General features: G+C 70.5%; 21 protein-coding genes. 10 read left to right on the plus strand and 11 right to left on the minus strand.

Annotated elements, in window-relative coordinates; translation table 11 throughout:
- The first annotated feature begins 64 nt into the window (after positions 1–64).
- On the plus strand, positions 65–1,723 hold the full coding sequence (locus ABFC67_RS02800) for an MFS transporter (RefSeq protein WP_346736518.1): 1,659 nt from the start codon (positions 65–67) through the stop codon (positions 1,721–1,723).
- 58 nt (positions 1,724–1,781) lie between these two features.
- On the opposite strand, the gene ABFC67_RS02805 is transcribed toward ABFC67_RS02800, so the two are convergent.
- Entirely contained in the window at positions 1,782–2,030 is a 249-nt protein-coding gene (locus tag ABFC67_RS02805) for a GlsB/YeaQ/YmgE family stress response membrane protein (RefSeq protein ID WP_346736519.1), read from the minus strand.
- Positions 2,031–2,100: 70 nt separating this feature from the next.
- The gene (locus ABFC67_RS02810) at positions 2,101–2,352 is read right to left on the minus strand and encodes a hypothetical protein (protein ID WP_346736520.1); all 252 of its coding nucleotides are present in this window, start codon (positions 2,350–2,352) and stop codon (positions 2,101–2,103) included.
- Positions 2,353–2,513: 161 nt separating this feature from the next.
- Here ABFC67_RS02810 and ABFC67_RS02815 point away from each other — a divergent pair, with 161 nt between their 5' ends.
- The 5 genes from ABFC67_RS02815 to ABFC67_RS02835 all read left to right on the plus strand — a co-directional run bounded on the left by ABFC67_RS02815 (position 2,514) and on the right by ABFC67_RS02835 (position 7,492).
- Complete coding sequence (locus tag ABFC67_RS02815; protein ID WP_346736521.1) at positions 2,514–3,608, plus strand: PA0069 family radical SAM protein; 1,095 nt, start codon at positions 2,514–2,516, stop codon at positions 3,606–3,608.
- Between the two features lie 106 nt (positions 3,609–3,714).
- Positions 3,715–4,185: a histidine phosphatase family protein gene (locus ABFC67_RS02820; RefSeq protein ID WP_346736522.1), complete on the plus strand. Its 471-nt coding sequence runs from the start codon at positions 3,715–3,717 to the stop codon at positions 4,183–4,185.
- A complete protein-coding gene (locus ABFC67_RS02825) occupies positions 4,182–4,826 on the plus strand; it encodes a YceI family protein (protein WP_346736523.1) in 645 nt (214 codons plus the stop codon). The genes ABFC67_RS02820 and ABFC67_RS02825 overlap by 4 nt, the downstream gene beginning before the upstream one ends.
- A 22-nt stretch (positions 4,827–4,848) precedes the next feature.
- The gene (locus tag ABFC67_RS02830) at positions 4,849–6,681 is read left to right on the plus strand and encodes a phospholipase D family protein (protein WP_346736524.1); all 1,833 of its coding nucleotides are present in this window, start codon (positions 4,849–4,851) and stop codon (positions 6,679–6,681) included.
- Between the two features lie 238 nt (positions 6,682–6,919).
- A complete protein-coding gene (locus ABFC67_RS02835; protein ID WP_346736525.1) occupies positions 6,920–7,492 on the plus strand; it encodes a YkvA family protein in 573 nt (190 codons plus the stop codon).
- Positions 7,493–7,692: 200 nt separating this feature from the next.
- Here the strand turns inward: ABFC67_RS02835 and ABFC67_RS02840 are convergent, their stop codons facing one another.
- Together ABFC67_RS02840 and ABFC67_RS02845 are read right to left on the minus strand one after the other, a co-directional pair.
- Positions 7,693–8,211 (minus strand): energy transducer TonB, encoded by a 519-nt coding sequence (locus tag ABFC67_RS02840; protein WP_346736527.1) that lies wholly within the window; start codon positions 8,209–8,211, stop codon positions 7,693–7,695.
- A 122-nt stretch (positions 8,212–8,333) separates the two neighbouring features.
- A complete protein-coding gene (locus ABFC67_RS02845) occupies positions 8,334–9,620 on the minus strand; it encodes an acetyl-CoA C-acetyltransferase (RefSeq protein ID WP_346736528.1) in 1,287 nt (428 codons plus the stop codon).
- A gap of 227 nt (positions 9,621–9,847) precedes the next feature.
- Between ABFC67_RS02845 and ABFC67_RS02850 the strand changes: the two genes are divergently transcribed.
- Positions 9,848–10,987, plus strand: a complete 1,140-nt coding sequence (locus ABFC67_RS02850; RefSeq protein WP_346736529.1) for a hypothetical protein — start codon at positions 9,848–9,850, stop codon at positions 10,985–10,987.
- Positions 10,988–11,114: 127 nt separating this feature from the next.
- Here ABFC67_RS02850 and ABFC67_RS02855 read toward each other — a convergent pair whose 3' ends face one another.
- From ABFC67_RS02855 to ABFC67_RS02865, 3 genes are read right to left on the minus strand one after another with little or no spacing between them, the layout of a single operon-like run.
- Positions 11,115–11,573, minus strand: a complete 459-nt coding sequence (locus tag ABFC67_RS02855) for a GNAT family N-acetyltransferase (protein WP_346736530.1) — start codon at positions 11,571–11,573, stop codon at positions 11,115–11,117.
- A gap of 8 nt (positions 11,574–11,581) precedes the next feature.
- Positions 11,582–12,988, minus strand: coding sequence for a nitrogen regulation protein NR(I) (gene ntrC, locus ABFC67_RS02860; protein WP_346736531.1), 1,407 nt, complete (start codon positions 12,986–12,988; stop codon positions 11,582–11,584).
- Positions 12,985–14,007, minus strand: a complete 1,023-nt coding sequence (locus ABFC67_RS02865) for an ATP-binding protein (RefSeq protein WP_346736532.1) — start codon at positions 14,005–14,007, stop codon at positions 12,985–12,987. The genes ntrC and ABFC67_RS02865 overlap by 4 nt, the downstream gene beginning before the upstream one ends.
- 588 nt (positions 14,008–14,595) lie before the next feature.
- Between ABFC67_RS02865 and ABFC67_RS02870 the strand changes: the two genes are divergently transcribed.
- The 3 genes from ABFC67_RS02870 (at position 14,596) to ABFC67_RS02880 (ending at position 17,146) form a co-directional block, all read left to right on the plus strand.
- The gene (locus ABFC67_RS02870) at positions 14,596–15,555 is read left to right on the plus strand and encodes a hypothetical protein (protein WP_346736533.1); all 960 of its coding nucleotides are present in this window, start codon (positions 14,596–14,598) and stop codon (positions 15,553–15,555) included.
- A gap of 271 nt (positions 15,556–15,826) precedes the next feature.
- A complete protein-coding gene (locus ABFC67_RS02875) occupies positions 15,827–16,261 on the plus strand; it encodes a hypothetical protein (protein ID WP_346736534.1) in 435 nt (144 codons plus the stop codon).
- Positions 16,262–16,423: 162 nt separating this feature from the next.
- A complete protein-coding gene (locus ABFC67_RS02880; protein WP_346736535.1) occupies positions 16,424–17,146 on the plus strand; it encodes a 2OG-Fe dioxygenase family protein in 723 nt (240 codons plus the stop codon).
- 10 nt (positions 17,147–17,156) lie between these two features.
- Here ABFC67_RS02880 and ABFC67_RS02885 read toward each other — a convergent pair whose 3' ends face one another.
- The 4 genes from ABFC67_RS02885 to ABFC67_RS02900 all read right to left on the minus strand — a co-directional run bounded on the left by ABFC67_RS02885 (position 17,157) and on the right by ABFC67_RS02900 (position 21,593).
- The gene (locus ABFC67_RS02885; protein WP_346736536.1) at positions 17,157–18,074 is read right to left on the minus strand and encodes an aspartyl/asparaginyl beta-hydroxylase domain-containing protein; all 918 of its coding nucleotides are present in this window, start codon (positions 18,072–18,074) and stop codon (positions 17,157–17,159) included.
- Between the two features lie 446 nt (positions 18,075–18,520).
- The gene (gene glnA / locus ABFC67_RS02890) at positions 18,521–19,930 is read right to left on the minus strand and encodes a type I glutamate--ammonia ligase (RefSeq protein WP_346736537.1); all 1,410 of its coding nucleotides are present in this window, start codon (positions 19,928–19,930) and stop codon (positions 18,521–18,523) included.
- A 232-nt stretch (positions 19,931–20,162) separates the two neighbouring features.
- A complete protein-coding gene (locus ABFC67_RS02895) occupies positions 20,163–20,591 on the minus strand; it encodes a hypothetical protein (protein WP_346736538.1) in 429 nt (142 codons plus the stop codon).
- 849 nt (positions 20,592–21,440) lie between these two features.
- Entirely contained in the window at positions 21,441–21,593 is a 153-nt protein-coding gene (locus ABFC67_RS02900; protein WP_346736540.1) for an IS3 family transposase, read from the minus strand.
- Between the last annotated feature and the right edge of the window lie 14 nt (positions 21,594–21,607).

Consider the following 21,607-nt stretch of genomic DNA (forward strand, 5'->3'; position numbering starts at 1 on the left):
CGGCGCCCGACGCGCGCGCACCGCGGCCGGGAAAGGGTTGTTCATCATCTTGGGAGGGGAAGGCATGGCTACCATCGCAGGCGCCGCCGGCAGCGGCCCGCTCACCACCGGCCACAAGCGGGTGATCCTGGCCTCCAGCCTGGGCACCGTGTTCGAGTGGTACGACTTCTACCTGTACGGCTCGCTCGCCGCGATCATCGGCAAGCAGTTCTTCGCCGGCCTGAACGAGACCAGCGCGTTCGTTTTCGCCCTGCTCGCGTTCGCCGCCGGCTTCGCGGTACGTCCGTTCGGCGCGCTGGTGTTCGGTCGCGTCGGCGACCTGGTCGGGCGCAAGTACACGTTCCTGATCACCATCGTGATCATGGGCTTGTCCACGTTCCTGGTCGGCGTGATCCCCAACTACGACGCGATCGGCGTGGCCGCGCCGGTGATGCTGATCAGCCTGCGCCTGCTGCAGGGCCTGGCGCTGGGCGGCGAGTACGGCGGCGCGGCGACCTACGTCGCCGAGCATGCGCCGCAGGGCAAGCGCGGCTTCTACACCAGCTTCATCCAGATCACCGCGACGTTCGGCCTGTTCCTGTCGCTGCTGGTGATCCTCGGCTGCAAGGCCTGGTTCGGCGACGCCTTCGCCACCTGGGGCTGGCGCGTGCCGTTCCTGATCTCGGCGGTGCTGCTGGCGGTGTCGGTGTACATCCGCCTGCAGTTGGCCGAGTCGCCGATGTTCCAGCAGATGAAGGCCGAGGGCAAAGGCTCGACGGCGCCGCTGACCGAGTCGTTCGCGCGCTGGGGCAACCTGAAGGTGGTGATCCTGGCGCTGCTCGGCGCAACCGCCGGCCAGGCCGTGGTGTGGTACTGCGGCCAGTTCTACGCGCTGTACTTCCTCGGCCAGACGCTGAAGATCGACAGCACCACCACGCAGCTGCTGATCGCCGCGTCGCTGCTGATCGGCACGCCGTTCTTCGTGTTCTTCGGCTGGCTGTCCGACCGCATCGGCCGCAAGACCGTGGTGCTGGCCGGCTGCCTGCTGGCCGCGGTCACCTACTTCCCGGTCTTCAAGGGCCTGACCCACTACGGCAACCCGGCGATCGAGGCGGCCAGCGCGACGGCGCCGGTGACGGTGATCGCCGATCCCGCCACCTGCAGCTTCCAGGTCGATCTGATCGGCAAGAAGACCTTCACCAACTCCTGCGACGTGGCGAAGAGCTACCTGGCCAAGAAGGGCATTCCCTACGACAACGTCGCCGCGCCCACCGGCACGCTGGCGCAGGTGAAGGTGGGCAGCACCGCGATCGACGCCTTCGAGGGCGGCGGCCTGGCCAAGCCGGATTTCAAGGCGCGCAGCGAGGCGTTCGGCAAGAGCGTCGGCGCCGCGCTGGCCGACGCCGGCTACCCGGAGAAGGCCGATCCCGCGCAGGTCAACAAGCCGATGCTGATCGTGCTGCTGACGCTGCTGGTGATCTACGTGACCATGGTGTACGGCCCGATCGCGGCGTGGCTGGTCGAGATGTTCCCGACCCGCATCCGCTACACCTCGATGAGCCTGCCGTACCACATCGGCAACGGCTGGTTCGGCGGCTTCCTGCCGACCACCGCCTTCGCCATCGTGGCCTGGACCGGCAACATCTACTCCGGCCTGTGGTACCCGATCGTGGTGTCGCTGATGACGTTCGTGATCGGCCTGCTGTTCCTGCGCGAGACCAAGGACGTCGACATCGCCAAGTGATCCACGCACCGCGACGGACGCCGGCCGGGTGCCGGCGTCCGTTTTTTCCCCGGCGCGCTCAGCGGCGCCGGATCAGGCCGATGACCAGCAGCAGGATGATCGCGCCGATCAGCGCGTGGACGATCGCGGCGACGATGCTGCCGCCGATGACCAGGCCGATCCGCGGCAGCAGCCAACCGGCGAGGAACGCGCCGACGATGCCGACCGCGATGTTGCCGAACAGGCCGAAGCCGTAGCCGCGCACGACCAGCCCGGCCAGCCAGCCGGCGATGCCGCCGACGATCAGGAACACGAGCAGCGATTCCATGGCGCTCTCCTCGCAGCGAGGGCGGCAAGCGAACGCGCGACGTCCGCCCCCGGTGGCGGCGCGCGGCGGATCAGGCGGCGGCGGGCGGCTGCGGGTCCCGCGCGGACGGGGGTTTCAGCGTGGCCTTGAGCGCGGCGATCTCGCCGTCGCTGAGCTGTTCGGGGCGGGAACTGGCGTCGATGCGCGCCTGCGCGAAGGCGAACACGGCGGCGATCGCGCCGAGCAGCGCCAGCATCAGGCCCAGGCCCATCCAGCCGGGCGAGCGCGTGGCCAGGGCGATCAGCAGGCCCAGCAGGGCGGTGGCGGCGAGGATCCAGCGCATCGGTGCGCTCCACGGTGCGGCGGCGGCATCATAGCGCAGCGTCCGCGCCGTCGACGCGCTATCGTTGGCATCCCTCGATGCGGGGGACGGGGCGCGGATCGGGTCGCCGTGTCGCAGCCGCCGAGACGGCCGGTCCCCACGCTCGCGCGGCGAGGTGCCGCATGGATCCACGCTCTCCGTCCGAACCGCAACGCATCAAGGGCCGCGGCGCCGCGTCCAACCGCGAGGGCCGCTACGAGTCCGTCGCGTACCGGGCCGAGGACGACGGCTGGGGCGCCGAATCCGGGCCCGCCCCGCGCCCGCCGACCACGGTGCGCGAGGAGCGCGCGCGCAGCATCATCAGCCGCAACGACTCGCCGGACGTGCCGTTCGAGCAGTCGATCAATCCGTATCGCGGCTGCGAGCACGGCTGCGCCTACTGCTTCGCGCGGCCCTCGCACAGCTACCTCAACCTGTCGCCGGGGCTGGACTTCGAGACGCGCCTGTTCGCCAAGGGCAACGCCGCCGCGCAGTTGCGCCGCGAGCTGGCGCGCCCCGGCTATCGCTGCACGCCGATCAACCTCGGCGCCAACACCGATCCCTACCAGCCGATCGAGAAGCGCTGGCGGCTCACCCGCCAGGTGCTGGAGGTGCTGGCCGAGTGCCGGCATCCGTGCACGATCGTGACCAAGAACGCGCTGGTCGAGCGCGACCTCGACCTGCTGGCGCCGATGGCGCGCGAGCGCCTGGTGCAGGTGTTCGTCTCGGTCGGCAGCCTCGACAACCGCCTCGCCAGCCGCCTCGAGCCGCGCGCCAGCGCGCCGCATCGGCGCATCGAAGCGATCCGCGCGCTGGCCGACACGGGCGTGCCCTGCGGCGTGCTGGTCGCGCCGATCATCCCGGCGCTGAACGACCGCGACCTCGAGCACGTGCTGGAAGACGCCGCCGCGGCCGGCGCCAAGGTCGCCGGCTACACCGTGCTGCGCCTGCCGCACGAGCTGAAAGGGCTGTTCCGCGAATGGCTGGAACTCAACGTGCCGCAGCGCGCCGAGCACGTGATGAGCCTGGTGCGGCAACTGCACGGCGGGCGCGACTACGACCCCGATTTCGCCGCGCGCATGCGCGGGCAGGGACCGCTGGCCGCGCTGATCCGCCGCCGCTTCGAGGTGGCCTGCCGGCGCCTCGGCTACGCGCGCACGCGCGACCTGGCGCTGGACGCCTCGCGCTTCCGCCCGCCCGGCCAGGCGCCCGATCCCCAGCTCGCCCTGTTCGACTGAAACGCCCGCGCGCGCTGCGCCGTCCTCCACGCAGGAGCCCGCGGGGTGACGGCCGCCGCTGTCGCCGCGGCCGCGATCCGGCATCATGGCGCGCCGGAGGTGGACGATGCGCGAAGTGATCCTGGTGCGACACGCCGAAGCGATGCAGGCCGCCGCCGACGGCAGCGACCGCGAGCGGCCGCTCAGCGTGCGCGGCGAGAGCGAGGCGACCGCCGCCGGCCGCTGGCTGCTCGCCCGCGGCGCGCACCCGGCACACGTGCTGTGCTCGCCGGCGCGGCGCGCGCAGATGACCGTCGAGCGCGTGCTGGCCACGCTCGGCCCGCTGCGCCCGCACTACGAGCCGGCGATCTACGACGCCACCCCCGGCGAGCTGCTGGTGCTGCTCGACGCCCTGCCGGATGCCGCCCAGGCCATGCTGGTCGGGCACAACCCGGGCCTCGAGCGGCTGGTCGCGCTGCTGGTCAGCGGCCGCTCGGTGGACTATCGCGGCATGCCGCCGGCGGCGATCGCCTGGATCCGGCTGGACGGCGCGCTCGAGCCGGGCGCGGGCCGGCTGCACGCGTTCTGGTCGCCGTGAGCGCGCGCGCGCGCCTGCTGCTGCTCCTGCTGCTGGCGGCCGCCGCGCCCGTCTCCGTCGCGGCCGATTACGTGGTCGACGCCGCGCACTCGCGCGCCGCCTTCTCCCTGCGCGCACTGCTGGTGTTCGGCGTGGACGGATGGTTCGACGGCGTGTCCGGCACGCTCGAAACCGATCCGGCCACCGGCACCGCGCAGGTCGAGGCCTGGATCGACGCGGCCAGCCTGCACATGCACAACCCGCGCTACGACGCCTGGGCGCGCTCGGCGGAATTCTTCGACGTGGAGCGCTATCCGCGCATCCACTTCCGTTCCGAGCCGTTTCCGCTGGACGCGCTGCAGCGGGGCGGCGCCGTGACCGGGCGGCTGACCCTGCACGGCTTCAGCGGCCCGGTCAGCCTGCAGTTGGCGCCGCGGGACTGCGTGCCGCTGGCCGACGCGGACTGCCCCCTGCAGATCCACGGCGCGGTCAGCCGCTCCGATTTCGGCATGCGCGCCCATCGCGCGACGCTGTCCGATACGGTCAGGCTCGACCTCGCCATCGTGATCCGTCCTGTGGACGGTGCCGCGCCCGCCGCCGGCGCCGCGCCTGCCGCGGCCGGAACCGCGGCCCAGCCCGCCGAGGCCACGTCGTCCGGCTGAGCGCGCCGGCTATCATCGGCGCATGCCTCGCCGCCATTTCCTGCCGCTGCTCGCGCTGGCCCTGCTGGCCCTGACCGGCTGCACGCTGTCGCGCGGGCAGATCCGCCGCGCCGACGCCGTGCTGGCGCTGGCGGCGGACCGCACGGTGACCTGCACGCGCGCCGACGCCTGCGCCGAGCCTTCGCCATTGCTCGACCTCGCCGCGCAGGCGCTGGCGCAGTCGACGCCGCAGCATCCCGAGCACTACGTGGCGATGCTGGACGTCGGCGAGGACGCGCTGGCCGCGCGCATCAACCTGATCCGCGCGGCGCGCCGCTCGATCGACATCCAGACCTACATCTGGGTCGACGACGACGCCGGCCGGCTGGTGCTGGAGGAGCTGGTGCGCGCGGCGCGGCGTGGCGTGCGCGTGCGCATCCTCGCCGACCAGTTGTTCTCGTTCTCCGACCCGGCCTGGCTGGCGCGGCTGGCGCGTACCCACGCCAACCTGGAGATCCGCCTGTACAACCCGACCTTCGACGAGGCCGGCACCGGCCCGGTCGAGTTCGCCGCCGGCGTCGTCTGCTGCTTCTCCTCGTTCAACCAGCGCATGCACAACAAGCTGCTGCTGGTCGACGACGCGGCCGGCATCACCGGCGGGCGCAACTACCAGAACGACTACTACGACTGGAACGAGCGCTACGACTACCGCGACCGCGACGTGCTGGTGATGGGCCCGGCCGCGCGCGCGATGGGCACCAGCTTCGAGACGTTCTGGAACCACCCGCGCGCGGTGCCGCTGACCCACCTGCGCGACGTCAACGCGCGCATCCTCGCCGACGGCCCGGGCGCGGCGGCGTGGAGCCCGCCGGGCTACGCCAACGCCGCGCGCGTGGCGCGCCTCGCCGCCGCCGCGGACGATCCGCAGTACCTGCAGCAGCACCTGCTGGCGCACGTGTTCAAAATCGGCCGTGTCGACTACTTCTCCGACCTGCCGGACAAGCCGCTCGATCCGGACGCGGCCGACGAGCGCGAGCTGACCCGGCACATCGTCAAGCTGGTCGCCGCGGCCGAGCGCGAGGTGGTGATGCAGACGCCGTACCTGGTGATCAGCGGCCGTGCGCGCCGGCTGTTCCGCGAGCTGCGCCGCGACCGCGCCGGCTTGCGCGTGATCGTCTCCACCAACTCGCTGGCCGCCACCGACGCGTTCCCGGTGTACGCGCTCTACCACAAGCACAAGAAGCGCTACCTCAAGCATTACGGCTTCGAGATCCACGAGTTCAAGCCGCATCCCGCCGAGGCACCGCTGCTGGTCGCGCACTACGAGGAGCTGACCGGCGAGGGCGCCGAGCAGGGCACCGGCACCGGCAGCCGCGGCAGCCGCACCGGCCGCGTGCCGTTGAAGACCGGCGGCCTGCGCCTCGGCCTGCACGCCAAGTCGATCGTGGTCGACGGCAAGCTGGCGCTGGTCGGCTCGCACAACTTCGACCCGCGCTCGGACCGCTACAACACCGAGTCCGGCGTGATCGTCTACGACGCCGCGTTCGCCGACGCGCTGCGCGACTCGATCCTGCGCGACACCGCGCCGCAGAACGCCTGGGTGGTGGCGAAGCGGCCGCACATCCCGGTGCTGTCCAGGATCAGCAACGCGATCGGCGACCTGTCCGCGGCGCTGCCGCTGTTCGACCTGTGGCCGTTCCGCTACGCCACCAGCTACGAGCTGAGGCCCGGCTGCCAGCCGCTGTCGCCGTTCGACCCGAAGTTCCAGCAGTGCTATGTGCCGGTCGGCGACTTCCCCGAGGTCGACCTGCCGCTGAAGAGCATCTACACGCGCATCTTCACCGCGTTCGGCGCCGGACTCACGGGCATCCTCTGAGGAAGGCCCGGATCGCCCGATGGAAGCCGGGGCGCAAGGCGGGCGCCGCAGGGTGCGCATCGGGCGGGCACTGCAGGCGGCGGCAATCCCCGCCCCGCTGCGCGGGGACTCGACCCTTCGGCGTGCGCGGAAACGCGCTGCGGGCGCCCGTCTGCCGACCCGCGCCGCAGGTGACGATCCGCCGTTGACGCTTCTCCGGCCCTGGCCTAGGCTCATCGCCTTTCGCCGGAGCCCTGCCATGAGCATGGATATCAGCATCACCCTGAGCGACGCCGACCTGGCGCATTTCGTCACCGGCATGCGCCAGGCGCGGGATCGCGCCCGCAATCTGACCGACGCGCAGGTGATCGAGTCCGCGCGCGGACTGCTCGCGCAGACGGGCGGCGTCGCCGTGCCGGACTTCGTCGCCTCGCGCCTCGGCCGTCTCGAGACCATGATCGCGATGGTCGAGGACGTCGGCTTCGGCCTGCCCGACGAGGACCGCGCGCACGTGCTCGCCGCGCTGACCTACTTCGCCAACCCGAACGACGTCATCCCCGACGCCGTGCCGGTGCTCGGTTTCCTCGACGACGCGATCATGATCGAGCTGTGCGTGCGCGAGCTGCGCCACGAGCTGGAAGCCTACGAGGACTTCCGCGACTGGCGCGCCGGCGAGGCAGCGCGCCACGGCGAGGAGCCGGCCAGGCTGATGCTGAAGCGCGTCGACTGGGCCGAGGCGCGCCGCATCGAGTCGATCGAGCGCATGCGCCGCCGTCGCCGCGACGCCTATGCCGGCGGCGCCTGGCAGCCGGTGCTGTTCCGCGTGTCCTGAGGTTTGTCGGGCAAAGTCCGAAAGAGTCCCGCCCCGGACACGCGGGCGCGCCTTCCACGTGCCCGGCGAGCGCCCCGCGGGTCGCCTGCCGGCATCCGTAGGGCGGAATCGCCGCGCAGCGGCGCTTCCGCCACGCGTGTTCCGGGGGCGTCGGGGGGTCGCCTGCACGCAGGCTGCCACCAGAGCAATTCGTGCGTCCGTCAACCGCCGCCGGCGTCGATGCGGAAGCGTACCGGCACGTCGAGCGCACCGTCGATCGCCTGTCCGTCACGCCGCGCGGCGCGGAAGCGCCACTGGCGCACCGATTCCACCGCGGCCTGGTCCAGCTCGGGCCAGCCGCTCGACTGCGCCAGCGTGGCCGCCTCGACCTGGCCGTCCGCGTCTACCTGGACATGCACCACGGTCACACCCTCGTGATGTCCGCGCAGCGCCGCGATCGGATAGTGCGGCGCGCTCGTCGTCACGATGCCCGGCGCTTCGACCGCACTGGCCGCGGGCGCCGCGGGCGCCGCGGGCGCCACGTGCGGTGCGTGCGGGCGCGCGGCGCGATGCGTCGGGCGCACCGGCGCGGGGCGTGCGGCGTGCGGCGGCGGTGGCGGCAGGGTGAAAGCCGGCGTCCCGCCGAACGCGAACGGCGCGCCGCTCAGCCAAGCCACGCCGAGCGTGCTGCCGGCGAGCAGCAGCAGGGTCAGCAGCCAGATCAGGCGGGTATGCGACACGGGGCGCCGGAAGTGTGGGCGACGGGTTCGCCCGCAGCATGCCAGGGTCGCGCTGAACGGCCGGCGAGTGTGTGCGGCGCGTGGCGGAATCGCGCGCGCGAACCGCCCCGCGGGGCGGCGCCCTACGGCCGCTCGAGGATCGCCGTCACGCCCATGCCGCCGGCGGTGCAGATCGAGATCAGGCCGCGGCCGGAGCCTTTCTGCTCGAGCGTCTTCGCCAGCGACGCCACCAGGCGCGCGCCGGTGGCGGCGAACGGATGGCCGACCGCCAGCGAGGAGCCGTTGACGTTGAGCCGGGCCGGATCGATCGCGCCCAGCGGTTTGTCCTTGCCGAGGCGGTTGCGGCAGTAGTCGGCCGATTCCCACGCGCGCAGCGTGCACAGCACCTGCGCGGCGAAGGCCTCGTGGATTTCGTAGAAGTCGAAGTCCTGCAGGGCCAGCCCGGCCTCGTCGAGCATGCGCGAGACGGCGATGGTCGGCGCCATCAGCAGGCCCTCGCCGTGCACGAAGTCGACCGCGGCGACCTTGGCGTGGCTCAGGTAGGCCTGCACCTTCAGCCCGCGCGCCGCCGCCCAGTCCTCGCTGGCCAGCAGCACCGCGGCGGCGCCGTCGGACAGGCCGGTCGAGTTGCCGGCGGTCAGCGTGCCGCGGCCGGAGGTCTTGTCGAACGCCGGCTTCAGCGCGGCCAGCTTTTCCATCGAGGTGTCCGCGCGCAGGAAGCCGTCGCGCTCCAGTCCGCGGAACGGCACCAGCAGGCCGTCGAAGAAGCCGGCCGCGTAGGCCGCCGCGAGCTTCTGGTGGCTGCCCAGCGCGAATGCGTCCTGCGCCTCGCGCGCGATGTTCCACTCGCGCGCCATCAGCTCGCAGTGGTCGCCCATCGACTTGTGCGTGCGCGGCTCGGCCACGCCGGGGAAGCTCGGCTTCAGCTCGCCGAACGAGAAGCCCGACAGCGCGGCCTTCAGCTTGTCCTGCCAGGTCTTGGCGCGGTTCACCGCCAGCACGCGCTGCTGCAGCCGGCGCCCGTAGACGATCGGCACGTCGCTGGTGGTGTCGCTGCCGCCGGCGATGCCGGCCTCGATCTGCCCGGTGGCGATCTTGTTGGCGATGATGATCGCGTTGTCCAGCGAGGTGCCGCAGGCGCGCGCGGTGGTGATGCCCGGCGTGGTCGGCGCCAGGCCGGAAGACAGCAGCGCCTCGCGCGCCAGGTTCCAATCGAAGCTGTGCTTGATCACCGCGCCGAACGCCACTTCGCCCAGCTCGACGCGGTGCAGGCCGTAGCGCTCGACCAGCGTGCCGAGCACCTTCACCGACATGCCGAAGTTGCCGACGTCGGCGTAGGCGGTGTTGTTGCGGCAGAACGGGATGCGCACGCCGCCCACCACACCGACGCGCTTCAGGGTCTGCTGCATGGTCGCGGTCCTCGCAAATGAGGCAAGGCTAGCGCGCGCGGCGGCGGCGCGGAAGTCCGTGCATGCGCGGTCTGCTAAAATTTCCTGCTTCCGGGAGCGGTTTCGGCTGCGGTTTCGGGACAGCGATTCGGGGCTGAGGCCCTCCCACAGGTACGGGCGATTCGCGGCCGACGCCGCGCGCCCGCTTCGATGAAGCATCCAGAATCCCGCGTCTGCCGGAGTCGCGCATGTCCACCGAAACCGTCGCCTGTCCCGCCGTGCTCGCCCTCGAGTTCATGCCCGGCGAGGCGCCGCCGCGCCTGACCTTCGACCGCGACCAGGCCGACGCGCTGGCCGCGCACATCGCCGAGGACCTGCGCGCGGTGCTGCCCGAGATCGCGCAGGCGCGGCTGGTGCTGGGCGGCGCGATGTTCGACGCGGTCGAGCTGCTGCGCCCCGGCTTCCCGGTGTGGGCCTCGCTCGACGCGCTGGCCGCGCGCGCGCCGCGCGCCGACGAGGCGCACGTGCTCACCTTCGGCGCGCACGACGGCCGCATGCCGACCGCCGCGCTGACGCCCGATCCCGCCTATGCGGAAGCGCCGATGCGCTACCTGCCGTGGTCGCTGCAGGCGTCGCCCGAGCTGGCGCAACGGCTCGGCGAGGCGATGGAAACCGAGCTGATCGGCCAGGGCCAGGCCGGCGAGCGCACCTCCGATCTGGTGATGCGCCTGCTCGGCGTGCGCCTCGAGCACGCGCGCTACCTGACCCGCCACGACCTGCTCGCGGTGACCTGCGTGCAGTACGAGCACGCCTCGCTGGCGGCGCTGTGGGAGCTGATCGAGATCGCCCTGCTCAGCCCGTCGCAGCGGCACGCGGCGATGTCCGCGCGCGGCATCACCTACGCCTATGCCGACGGCGCGATCGCGGCGGAGCTGCCGAGCTTCGAACGCTGGTACGCCGCGGCCGGGCAGGGCGTGGATGCGGACGAACGCGCGCACGCCTGGGCCGGCACCCTGTTCGAGCTGCGCCAGTCGGCCGCGCTGCTGGCCGCGCATCGCCTGCCGCTGCGGATCGGCGGCGAGGTGCCGCGCGACGGCTACGCGATCGAACCGCTCGCCGCCGCGCGTCCGGAGCTGGGCACGCCGACGCTGCACGCGCACGAGGCGCCCGGCCTCGGCGTGGTCGCGGTCAGCGTGGCGCAGGCCGCGCCCGACGGCGCGCACCTGCTCGCGCATGGCTATCCGCTGACGCGCGCCGCGTTGGGCGCGCTGTGCGAAACGCTGGCGCTGCGCTACCGCGCCGCGCCGCACCTGCAGCGGCTGGGGCGCATCGTGCTCGACGCTGACGCGCGCGCGCTGGCCGTGCCGGCGACCGCCGCCACGCACTAGCGCCACCGCGCGCGGGTGGTGGGCGTAGGGTGGGCTTTAGCCCACCATGGGTAATCGCGACGACAATCCGATGGTGGGCTAAAGCCCACCCTACGCCCAGCCTACGTCACGTGCGCGCGCGGCGCGTTCAGCGCAGCAGCGCCTCGTACATGTAGTAGTGGCAACGCTGCATGCCGAGGCCCGCGTACGTCGCCTGCGCGCGCGCGTTCTCGGTTTCGACGTACAGGCGCAGCCCGCAGACGTCGCCGCGCGCGCGCGCGCGGCGCTCGACCTCGGCGTACAGCGCGCGGAACGCGCCGCCGCGGCGCGCGTGCGCGGCGACGTACACGCTCTGGATCCACCAGAAATCGCCGTCGCGCCAGTCGCTCCATTCGTGCGTGACCAGCAGGCAGCCGGCCGCTTCGCCGCCGCGCTCGGCGATCAGGTAGAAGCCGCGCGCCGGTTCGTCGAACACGCGCGTCACGCCGCGCGTCAGCACCGCGCGGTCCAGCGTCTTCGCCTCGGTCTCCAGCGCCATCGCGGCGTTCCACTCGACCAGGCGGGGAATGTCGGCGCGGCTGGCGTCGCGGATCAGGATCTCGCTCATCGTCGTCCTCATGGTTTGCGCGGCGCGCGGCGCCGCGAGGCGCCGAGCTTGCGGGTGAGCGTGTTGCGGCCGAGCCCGAGCGCGGCCGCGGCGTGCTGGCGGTGGCCGCCGTGCGCAGCCAGCGCGGCGTCCAGCAGCACGCGGTCGAAGACCTCGCGCGCGCGCGCATGCAGGTCGCGCGCGCCGTGCGCGAGTTCGGCGTCGGCCCAGGCGCGCAGCGCGTCGCTCCATTCCGCGCCCGGCGCCGCGGCCTGCGCGCCGTCGTGCAGGATGTCCTCGGCCAGCACGGTGCTGCCGGGCGCGATCACCGCCATGCGCCGGCACAGGTTCTCCAGCTGGCGCACGTTGCCGGGCAGCTCCAGCGCGGCCAGCGCCTTCAGCGCGGCCGGCGCGAAGTGCTTCTCCGGCAGCTTCAGCTCGCGCGCGGCGGCGGCGAGGAAATGCTTCGCCAGCAGCGGAATGTCCTCGCAGCGTTCGCGCAGCGCCGGCAGGCGGATGCGCACCACGTCGAGGCGGTGCAGCAGGTCGGCGCGGAATTCGCCGCGCGCCACCTTGGCGTCGAGGTCCTGGTGCGTCGCCGCGATCACGCGCACGTCGGCATGCAGCAGTTCGCGGCCGCCGACGCGGTAGAACTCGCCGCCGGCGAGCACGCGCAGCAGGCGCGTCTGCAGCGCCTGCGGCATGTCGCCGATCTCGTCGAGGAACAGCGTGCCGCCCTCGGCCTGCTCGAAGCGGCCGTGGTGGCGGCGCGCGGCGCCGGTGAAGGCGCCGGCCTCGTGGCCGAACAGCTCGGATTCGAGCAGCTCGGCCGGAATCGCCGCGGTGTTCAGCGCCACGAACGGTCGCTCGCGGCGCGCGCTCTCGCGGTGCAGCGCGCGCGCGGCCAGCTCCTTGCCGGTGCCGGTCTCGCCGACGACCAGCACGGAGAGATCGCTGGCGGCGACGCGGCCGATCAGGCGGAACACCTCGCGCATCGGCGCGCTTTCGCCGAGCAGCGCGGACGGCGGCTCGGCGCTGCGCGCGGCGACGGGCGCGGCCGGCGCGCTGTCCAGCGCGCGGCGCACCGCGGCCAGCGCCTGGTCGAGGTCGAACGGTTTGGCGAGGTAGTCGAACGCGCCGGCGCGGTAGGCCGCGGCGGTACTGCCGACGTCGGTGTAGGCGCTCATCACGATCACCGGCAGCGCCGGATGCTCGCGCTTGACGCGCGCCAGCAGGGCGAGGCCGTCGCCGTCGGGCAGGCGCACGTCGGTCAGCAGCAACGCCGGCGTCCCGCGCGCCAGCGCGCGCGCGACGTCATCGACCGCGGTGAATTCGCGCACCGCGTAGCCGGCCTCGCGCAGCGCGGTGGCCAGCACGAAGCGCACGCCGCGGTCGTCGTCGAGCAGGAAGATTTCGGGAGCGTGCGGCGCGTTCATCGCGGCGTCTCGTCGGCGGTTTCGCTCGGCAGGCGCAGCACGAAGCAGGTCAGCCCGTTGCGGCGCAGGTGTTCCAGCTCGCCGCCGTGCTCGCGCGCGATCTCGCGCGCCAGCGCCAGCCCGAGCCCGCTGCCTTCGGCGCGGCCCGACACCAGCGGCAGGAACAGCGTCGCCTCCAGCGCCGCCGGCACGCCGCGGCCGTCGTCCTCGACTTCGACGCGCAGCCAGCGCCGTGCGCCGCCGCCGCGCACGCCGGCCTCGGCGCGCGTGCGCAGCACGATGCGCGACGCGCCGGCCTCGACTGCGTTGCGGCCGAGGTTCAGCAGCAGTTGCAGCAGGCGGTCGGCGTCGCCGCGCACCGCCGGCAGGCTGGGATCGTAGTCGCGCACCACCGCGAGATCGGCGCGCTCGGCGCCGAGCAGCGCGGCGAGGCGGTCGAGCAGGCCGTGCAGGTTGACGCTGGCCGGCACCAGCGTGCCGCGCGCGCCCAGCAGGCGTTCGGTCAGCGCGGCGAGGCGGCCGGCTTCGGTGAGGATCAGCTCGGCCAGCGCGCGCTGCGCCGGCTCGTCCAGCTTGCGCAGCAGCAGTTGCGCCGCGCCCGATACGCCGGCCAGCGGATTGCGCACCTCATGCGCGAAGCCGCGCAGCGACTCCGACAGCCGCGGCGCCTCGGCCTGCGCCGGCGCGGCCGGCTGCGCTTCCAGCAGCAGGCCCTGCGGCAGCGGGTTGAAGCAGAGGTCGAGGCGCACCTCCGCGCCCGGCGCCGCGCACACCGCCAGGCCGCGCACGCGCAGCAGGCGGCGCTCGTCCAGCGCCCGCCGCGCCAGTTCGACCAGTACCGGCTCCGCCGGCGCCAGCACGCCGAGCGGCTTCCCCACCAGCCGCGCCGCGCCCACTCCCACCAGCTCGCCCAGCCCCGGATTCACCCGCCGCAGGACCAGCCCCTCATCCAGCCAGGCGACGCCGGTGGCGAGCTGGTCGAGCAGGGGCGCGGCGTCGATGGGGCCATGGGGGTGCATTGCACCATGATAGTGCATTCATGGCGGCTGACCGCTCCGGCATGTGTTTCGCCGTGATCGTGCTCAAGTTCGCTGTGGCAATCGTGTGCTCGCCTGGGCAGGGTTTGCGGCCCGGGTGTACACGCCCTGCAAGATCGCGGCGTGCATTTGGCGGGAACCGACAGCGCACACTGTGGCGCGGAGCACGGCGGGGCGGAGCCACAGGGTGGAGAGGATTAATTGGCGACGTCCCCAAAACTGCAGCGCGGCGTAGCGGTCGAAATCGCCACTAGCGACCCCCCCCCCCTTACACGAACGGCCCATTAGGAGTGTAGGATTTCATCCACGGGCGGACATGAGGAACAACCGATGGCTACAAAGGGGACGGTCAAAACCACAGCTGCCAGTGGGCGCGCCATGTTTTCGGGTTTCAAGATGGCGAGCAACGGGGCGATGGTCGTTGAACGCAGTAAGCTCCATGATTCTGACGGCTATAAGCGCCAAGTCCAGGCATTGACAGTGCTCAAGGAACATCGGAAGGAAAAAGTAAAGTAACGCAGCGATTGGGCCCCATCGGGCCCAATTTTGTCTCCAGGGGGAGCAACAGGGATGGGCCCAGCAGTCTTTGCGCTGATTTTTCTTTCGAGCGGATATTTGCTCCTGCGCCGTTGGTCGATCACCAGGCCTCACGCGCTAAGCTGGGATGGCCACGCACTCTACTTCAGTGTGGTTGTGGCCTCTATCGTTCTCGCGGTCGAGGCCGACATCCTCCGAGAAATTGTCGAGAGGTCCGGAGCGCTTGGGGTGCAATTTAATGCGAAGATTTCCGGAGTGCTATCCGCATTCGCTACAGAAAACAAACTGAGCGTTCTTGGAGTGACGGCTGTCTGGTCCGTTCCGATCGCGGCTATTAGTTTCACTCTGCTGAATGTCCCTATCCGATTCTCGTCGTTTCTTCGCGTTCAACTTTACTTGAGGTTGAGTTGCCTCGGTGAACTCGAAGAGTTTCTCCTGATCACAAGCGCTCGAAATTTGCCTGTCATGCTAACGTTGGCATCAAGAAAGGTTTATGTAGGATTTTCGCTTGAGGCTAATGCTTCGCGGGGTAAGAAGGACTGGGTCAGGATCGAGCCACTGCTTTCCGGTTATAGAGATAATGATCAGGAGTTCGTAGACACGACTGACTACAGTTGGTTACATGCCGGCGGTTCCCAACAGAACTTTAGGCGGGAAGACTTCGACATCATTGTTCCTGCCTCCGAGATTGTCTCGGCTCATGCATTCGACCTAAACATCTATGTTCAGCGGTTCCTGAATGGCGGAACATCTTCTTCGTCGGCGAGTGTTCCCGAAGGAGCAGACACCGTAAGTGGTGCAAGCAATGCGCGCGTCGAACGCGCCGCAGGCCAGCCCACGACTAAAAGTGAAAGACTTTACTGGAGCTTCTGCGGTGCGCTGGCGGGATTGGCTCCAGTCGCATATTTTTCGTGGTGGCTCGTTTCAGTTTTTTGGATATTGATGACAGCGCTACTGGCTTATGCGAGTGTTATTGATAGTGAAGGATCATGACCCTTGTTGGAAAACGGTATCAGGTTCACTTACACGCGTTTGAATTGCGCGTTTGAATTGCGGTCGCCGCGTTGCCTCGCTCGGCCATCGTTGGATAACTGCTGTAAAAGTTGAGTAACTACCTGATGCCCGGGCTTCGTTGTCGGTGCTCAGGCTGCGAGTATCGCGGGATTGGCTTCAGTGACTTCTCTGCTCGAGGACTGACCGACACCTCTGCCGTTATGCTCGGCACTGAAACCGCCACGGGGCGGTCTTTGGGGAGAGCGTTGCGATGAGGTACGTAGCCGGCGGTTTCCTGCTGTCGCTGTTGCTTGCCGCGCCGCTGTCGGCGCAGAACGTCGGTACCGTGAGGCCGATGGTGGTGCCCAAGGTCGCCGATACCGTGCAGATCGACTACCGGGCGCAGTGGGAGCAGGAGCGGGCGAAGAACCAGCAGTTGCGCGAGGAGAACGCCAGCCTGCATGCGCAGCTGGAGGCGTGGACGCGCAAGGGCGGCAGCCAGGTGCACGCCTATTGCGAGACGCCGACGGTGAGCGCCAACAGCGCCGGCGCGCGCAACGACTGCGCGGCGGCGGGCTACACCTGCGAACCGGTCAGCGGTCTGTGCCGGACCAGCGCGGCCAATTCCGACCAGTGCGCCGGCGGCCGTACGTGGTGCGTGTACGGCAACCGCTGCGTGCGGTCCGCGGAAGAGTGCCGGCCCTGAGCTGCGGCCGCGACTTCGAATCGTAATGCATCCACCTCGACCGGCGGCGCCGACCGTGCCGCCGGTCGACTCCAGGCGCGGCAGCTAGCCGCTGCCCGGGCCGCGATTGCGAAAACGCACAGCCGCCCTCATCTGCGGACGCATCGCTCGAGGGGTGGCTCCATGGACACGACGCGGCACGACGGATTGCATGCAACGCTTCTCGCCGACGGTTTCGCCTTCGTTCCCGCCGCGCGCATGCGCGCGCGGCTGGAGGCGCACGGCGCTCTCGCCGACGGCGACGCGTTCGCGGCGAGCTGGGACGCGCTGGAGCCCGACACCTACATGGCCGACCACGGCCGCTACCGGCGCCGCCGCCACGCGGTGTTCGCGGCGGACGCGGGCGGCGCGATTGCGCGGCAGCCGCACCAGCCGCACTACCAGAGCCGCGAGTACAACCCGCTGAACGGCGGCGTCGAGCGCTGGTTCGCGCCAATCGAGGACGCGATCGGCGCGGGCGCGACGCTGCGCGCGGTGCTTGCGTACTGCCGCGCCCTGTTCGGCGGGCTCGCGCCCGAGGTGCGGCGCTGGCATATCGAAGTGCACCAGTTCCGCATCGAGGCGCGCGCCGGCGAACCCGGTTTGCCGACGCCGGAAGGCGTGCACCGCGACGGCGTCGACTACGTGCTGGTGCTGCTGGTGCGCCGCCGCAACATCGCCAGCGGCACCACGACGATCCACGCGCCGGGCGGCGCGGCGCTGGGCAGCTTCACCCTGGCCGATCCGTTCGACGCCGCGCTGGTGGACGACCGCCGCGTGTTCCACGGCGTCACCGCGGTGCAGCCGCTGGATGCCGCGCAACCGGCCTGCCGCGACGTGCTGGTGGTGACGTTCCGCCGCGCCTGAGCGGCGCGCGTCAGCGCACGAAGAACCAGACGACGCCGACCACCAGCGCCACGCGCAGCGCGTGGTAGAGCGGGCGGTTGGCGCGCTTCAGGCGCTTGCGGTATTCGCCGGCCGTGTGGGCGAAGCCGTACACGCGGTTGACCACGCCGACGCGGTCGCTGTCGAGGTTCTGCGTCGCGGTGGCGCGGCCGAGCAGGCCGCCGATCCAGCGGTTCAGCGCGCGCATCGGCGCGGTGCGCAGCGGGCGCTCGACGTCGCAGAACAGGATCACGCGCGTTTGCCCGGTACGGTTCTCGGCCCAGTGCACGTAGGTTTCGTCGAACAGCACGTCCTCGCCGTCGCGCCAGGCATACGGCTCGCCGTCGACGATGATGCGGCAGGCGTCGGAGTTGGGCGTGACCAGGCCGAGGTGATAGCGCACCGCGCCGGCGAACGGATCGCGGTGCGCATTGAGCTTGGCGCCCGGCGGCAGCAGGGTGAACATCGCCGCCTTCACCGAGGGAATGCCGCGCACCAGCTCGACCGTCTTCGGGCACAGCGCGCGCGCCGACGGCAGCGGCTCGTCGTACCACTTGAGGTAGAAACGCTTCCAGCCTTCCTTGAAGAACGAGTTGAAGCTGGCGTCGTTGTTCTTCGCCGCGGCGCGGATGTAACCCTCGTCGGAAAGGCGCAACGCCTCGTCGCGGATGGCCTGCCAGTTCGCCTTCAGCACGTCCAGCTCGGGAAAGGCGCCGCGGTCCAGGTACGGCCGCGCCGGCATTTTCGAGAACAGGAAGGCGAACACGTTGTACGGCGCGAGGAACGCCGAGTGGTTCACCAGTTGGCGCAGGAACGGCAGGCGCACCTTGCCGCGCAGGTGCACGACCAGCACGGCGGCGAGGAAGGCGTACAGGACCAGGAACTTCGGTCCGAGCAGGTCGATGTGCATGGCAGACGGGGTGCGAGCAGCGCGCGCGACGGCGCGGCGTAACGCGCATTATGCGGCCAAGCCCCCCGCCGTTCACCCCGCGCCGGAGCGGGGGCGCTTTCGTGGGAGCCTGCGTGCAGGCGACCCGGGCGTCGCGGCGAGGCAGGCGCCTTGCGGCGCCGCCACCCTCACCCCGACCCTCTCCCGCCGGCGGCGGGAGAGGGAGACAAGCGCCATGGCATCACCGTCCGCGACGCCCATGCAGGAGCCTGCGTGCGGGTGACCCGAGCGTCGCCACGAAGCAGGCGCCTTGCGGCGCCGCCACCCTCACCCCGACCCTCTCCCGCCGGCGGCGGGAGAGGGAGACGAGCGCCGTGGCATCACCGTCCGCGACGCCCATGCAGGAGCCTGTGTGCGGGCGACCCGAGCGTCGCCACGAAGCAGGCGCCTTGCGGCGGCGCGCGCCGTCAGATCGAGTAGTACATCTGGTACTCGAGCGGGTGCGTGGAGGCGCGGAACCGGGTGACTTCCTGCATCTTCAGCGCGATGTAGCCGTCGATGAAGTCGTCGGAGAACACGCCGCCGGCCTTGAGGAAGCCGCGGTCCTTGTCCAGCGCTTCCAGCGCCTGGTCGAGGCTGGAGCACACGGTCGGGATGTTCTTCTCTTCCTCCGGCGGCAGGTCGTACAGGTCCTTGTCGGAGGGCGCGCCCGGGTCGATCTTGTTGAGGATGCCGTCCAGGCCGGCCATCAGCAGCGCGGTGAAGGTGAGGTAGCCGGAGTTGACCGGATCCGGGAAGCGGATCTCGATGCGGCGGCCCTTCGGGCTGGACACGAACGGGATGCGGCAGCTCGCCGAGCGGTTGCGCGCGGAATAGGCCAGCATCACCGGCGCCTCGAAGCCCGGCACCAGGCGCTTGTAGCTGTTGGTGGTGGAGTTGGCGAACGCGTTGATCGCGCGCGCGTGCTTGAAGATGCCGCCGATGTACCACAGCGCGAGCTGGCTGAGGCCGCCGTACAGCTCGCCGGCGAACAGGTTCACGCCGCCCTTGGCCAGCGACTGGTGCACGTGCATGCCCGAGCCGTTGTCGCCGACGATCGGCTTCGGCATGAACGTCACCGTCTTGCCGTTCTGGTGGGCGGTGTTCTTGATGATGTACTTGGTGGTCAGCAGCTCGTCGGCCTTCTTCACCAGCGTGTTGAAGCGCGTGCCGATCTCGCACTGGCCGGCGTTGCCGACCTCATGGTGGTGTACCTCGACCGGGATGCCGGCCGCTTCCAGCAGCTTGCACATGTCGGCGCGCAGGTCGCCCAGCGAGTCGACCGGGCTGACCGGGAAGTAGCCGCCCTTCACGCCCGGCACGTGGCCGTGGTTGCCGTCCTCGTGGCGGCGGCCGGTCGCCCACGCCGCTTCCGCCGACTCGATCTCGTAGGACACGTGGCCCATCTCGTTGCGGTAGCGCACCGCGTCGAAGATGAAGAACTCCGGCTCCGGGCCGAAGAACGCGGTGTCGGCGATGCCGGTGGACTTGAGGTAGGCCTCGGCGCGCTTGGCGATCGAGCGCGGATCGCGCGCGTACGCCTGCATGGTCGACGGCTCCAGCACGTCGCAGGAAAGGATCAACTGCTTGTGCGCGGAGAACGGATCCATGGTCGCCGTCGCCGGGTCCGGCATCAGCACCATGTCCGACTCGTTGATGCCCTTCCAGCCGGCGATCGAGGAGCCGTCGAACATCTTGCCGTCCTCGAAGGTGTCGGCGTCGATGGCGTGCGCGGGGAAGGTGACGTGATGCTGCTTGCCCTGCATGTCGGCGAAGCGCAGGTCGACGAACTCGACCCCCTCGTCCTTGATCAGCTTGAGCACGGAATCGGCGGACATGGGCTACCTCGGTGCGGTGGATGGATGCGCCTTCCATAGCAAGGGGCGCGCCAGCCATGGGTTGCGTTGCCGATCAATCGGTTGCACGGCAGTGTGGCAGGGGCGTCCGTGCGAGCGCACCATGATGACGCAGGTTCGGGGCGCATGAAGCACCAAAATGGTGCGTCATTGCGGAGCCATGAACACAACCGCCACGACAGGGTTCGCCATGCGCCGACCGCCGTCGATGGCGTCAGCCGCCTCCGGTATAGGCGACGCGGGCGATCCAGTTGCGCTTGCGCCGGGCCAGGCGGTCGTCCGACGCCTCGCCCTCGTGGCTGACCGGCGAACGGGAAAGCAGCGCGGGCGCCACGCCCTCGAAGGTGTTCACGTTGACCACCGCGTACAGGCGGCCGTCGATGCGGCTGGTGGCCACCGGCACCACCCCGCAAACGGCGCACACATGGAACTCGGCGGTCCGCGTGCCGAACGCGTACTTCGACACGTGCGCGGCATCGCGCACGCGCACCTCGAGCGAACCGGCCGGGCACGACGTCCACACCCCGCCGTGCCGCGTGCAGAACGAGCAGGTGCAGGCGCGCGAGGCAATCTCCGCCGGCTCCGGCGTCCAGTCGAGCGTGAACGCGATGTTGCCGCAGTGGCAGCGGCCAGTGATCAGCATGCAGGCGCCTCGCGTGCCCCGAGCGCCCAGACTACGACCCGGCGCGGCGTGCGGCCAAGTCCGCATGCCCGGGCATGCCTGCGCCGGGACGGGCGTTGCCGGGTTCGATTTCGCCACTCTGCGGTGAAACGGCAGGCTGTCGTGGCGGTTGGCGCAGACCTGAACCTGGCCCTGTCTCTCTACTCGTTCCTGACGATATCGACCGAGATCTCCACCGCCGGAGTCGCGCCCCTGTTCTCAAGCCAGTGCGTGGTGTTCCTGTCCTCGGGCCAGCCCACCCCGGCCCGTAGTCCGTAGCGACTCCATTCCGATGGTCGGTGATCGCACCTTGCAGTATGTAGACGATGCCCGGCCTGCCCTTGTGGTCGTGGATCGGCCCGAAGACGCCTCCTGGCTCGATGGTCACCATACGCATTCGAAGCTGGCGCCCTGCCATGCCCTCGATCTCAGGGCCAAGGTCGACCGTTGCACGCAACTTCACCGCCACGCCTTTCGTTTCGGGTGCCGCCTGTGCGTCGCTCATCGTGCCGTCCTCCGTGCTTCAGGGGTCGAACGTCGCGCTTGCGCCGACGCCCCGAGACCTTTTCCGCGTTGCACCGCGCGAACGTCGATGGCAAACGTGTCGGTCGCCGGAGCGAGCAAGCCGATTACGCTTCTGGCCCATCCTCGCCGATTGAACGTGCGGTTTCGCCCCGGTGGGTGAGCAGGGCTTTCGAGCGGCGCAAGCCGCGAGCCTGCATGGCTCACTCCAAGGCCGCATACACGACTGCAACCGATCCGCTCCGCCGCCCGCGCATCACACGGTCACTTGCAGGGGGAGAGTTCCTACGAAAAAGTGGACGCCGGTGGTCAGACACCTTGGGCCTCGAACTCGATCGGCGAACGATATCCCAGGGCCGAGTGTAAGCGGTGCTGGTTGTAGAAATCGACGTAGCTGCGAAGCGCCGAGCGTAGCGTCCGGTCGTCGATGAAGTGCTGGCGGTGATACATGTCCGACTTCATCGACTTGTGCCACG

This window comes from Mizugakiibacter sp. (assembly GCF_039680435.1).
Taxonomy (GTDB): Bacteria; Pseudomonadota; Gammaproteobacteria; order Xanthomonadales; family Rhodanobacteraceae; genus Mizugakiibacter.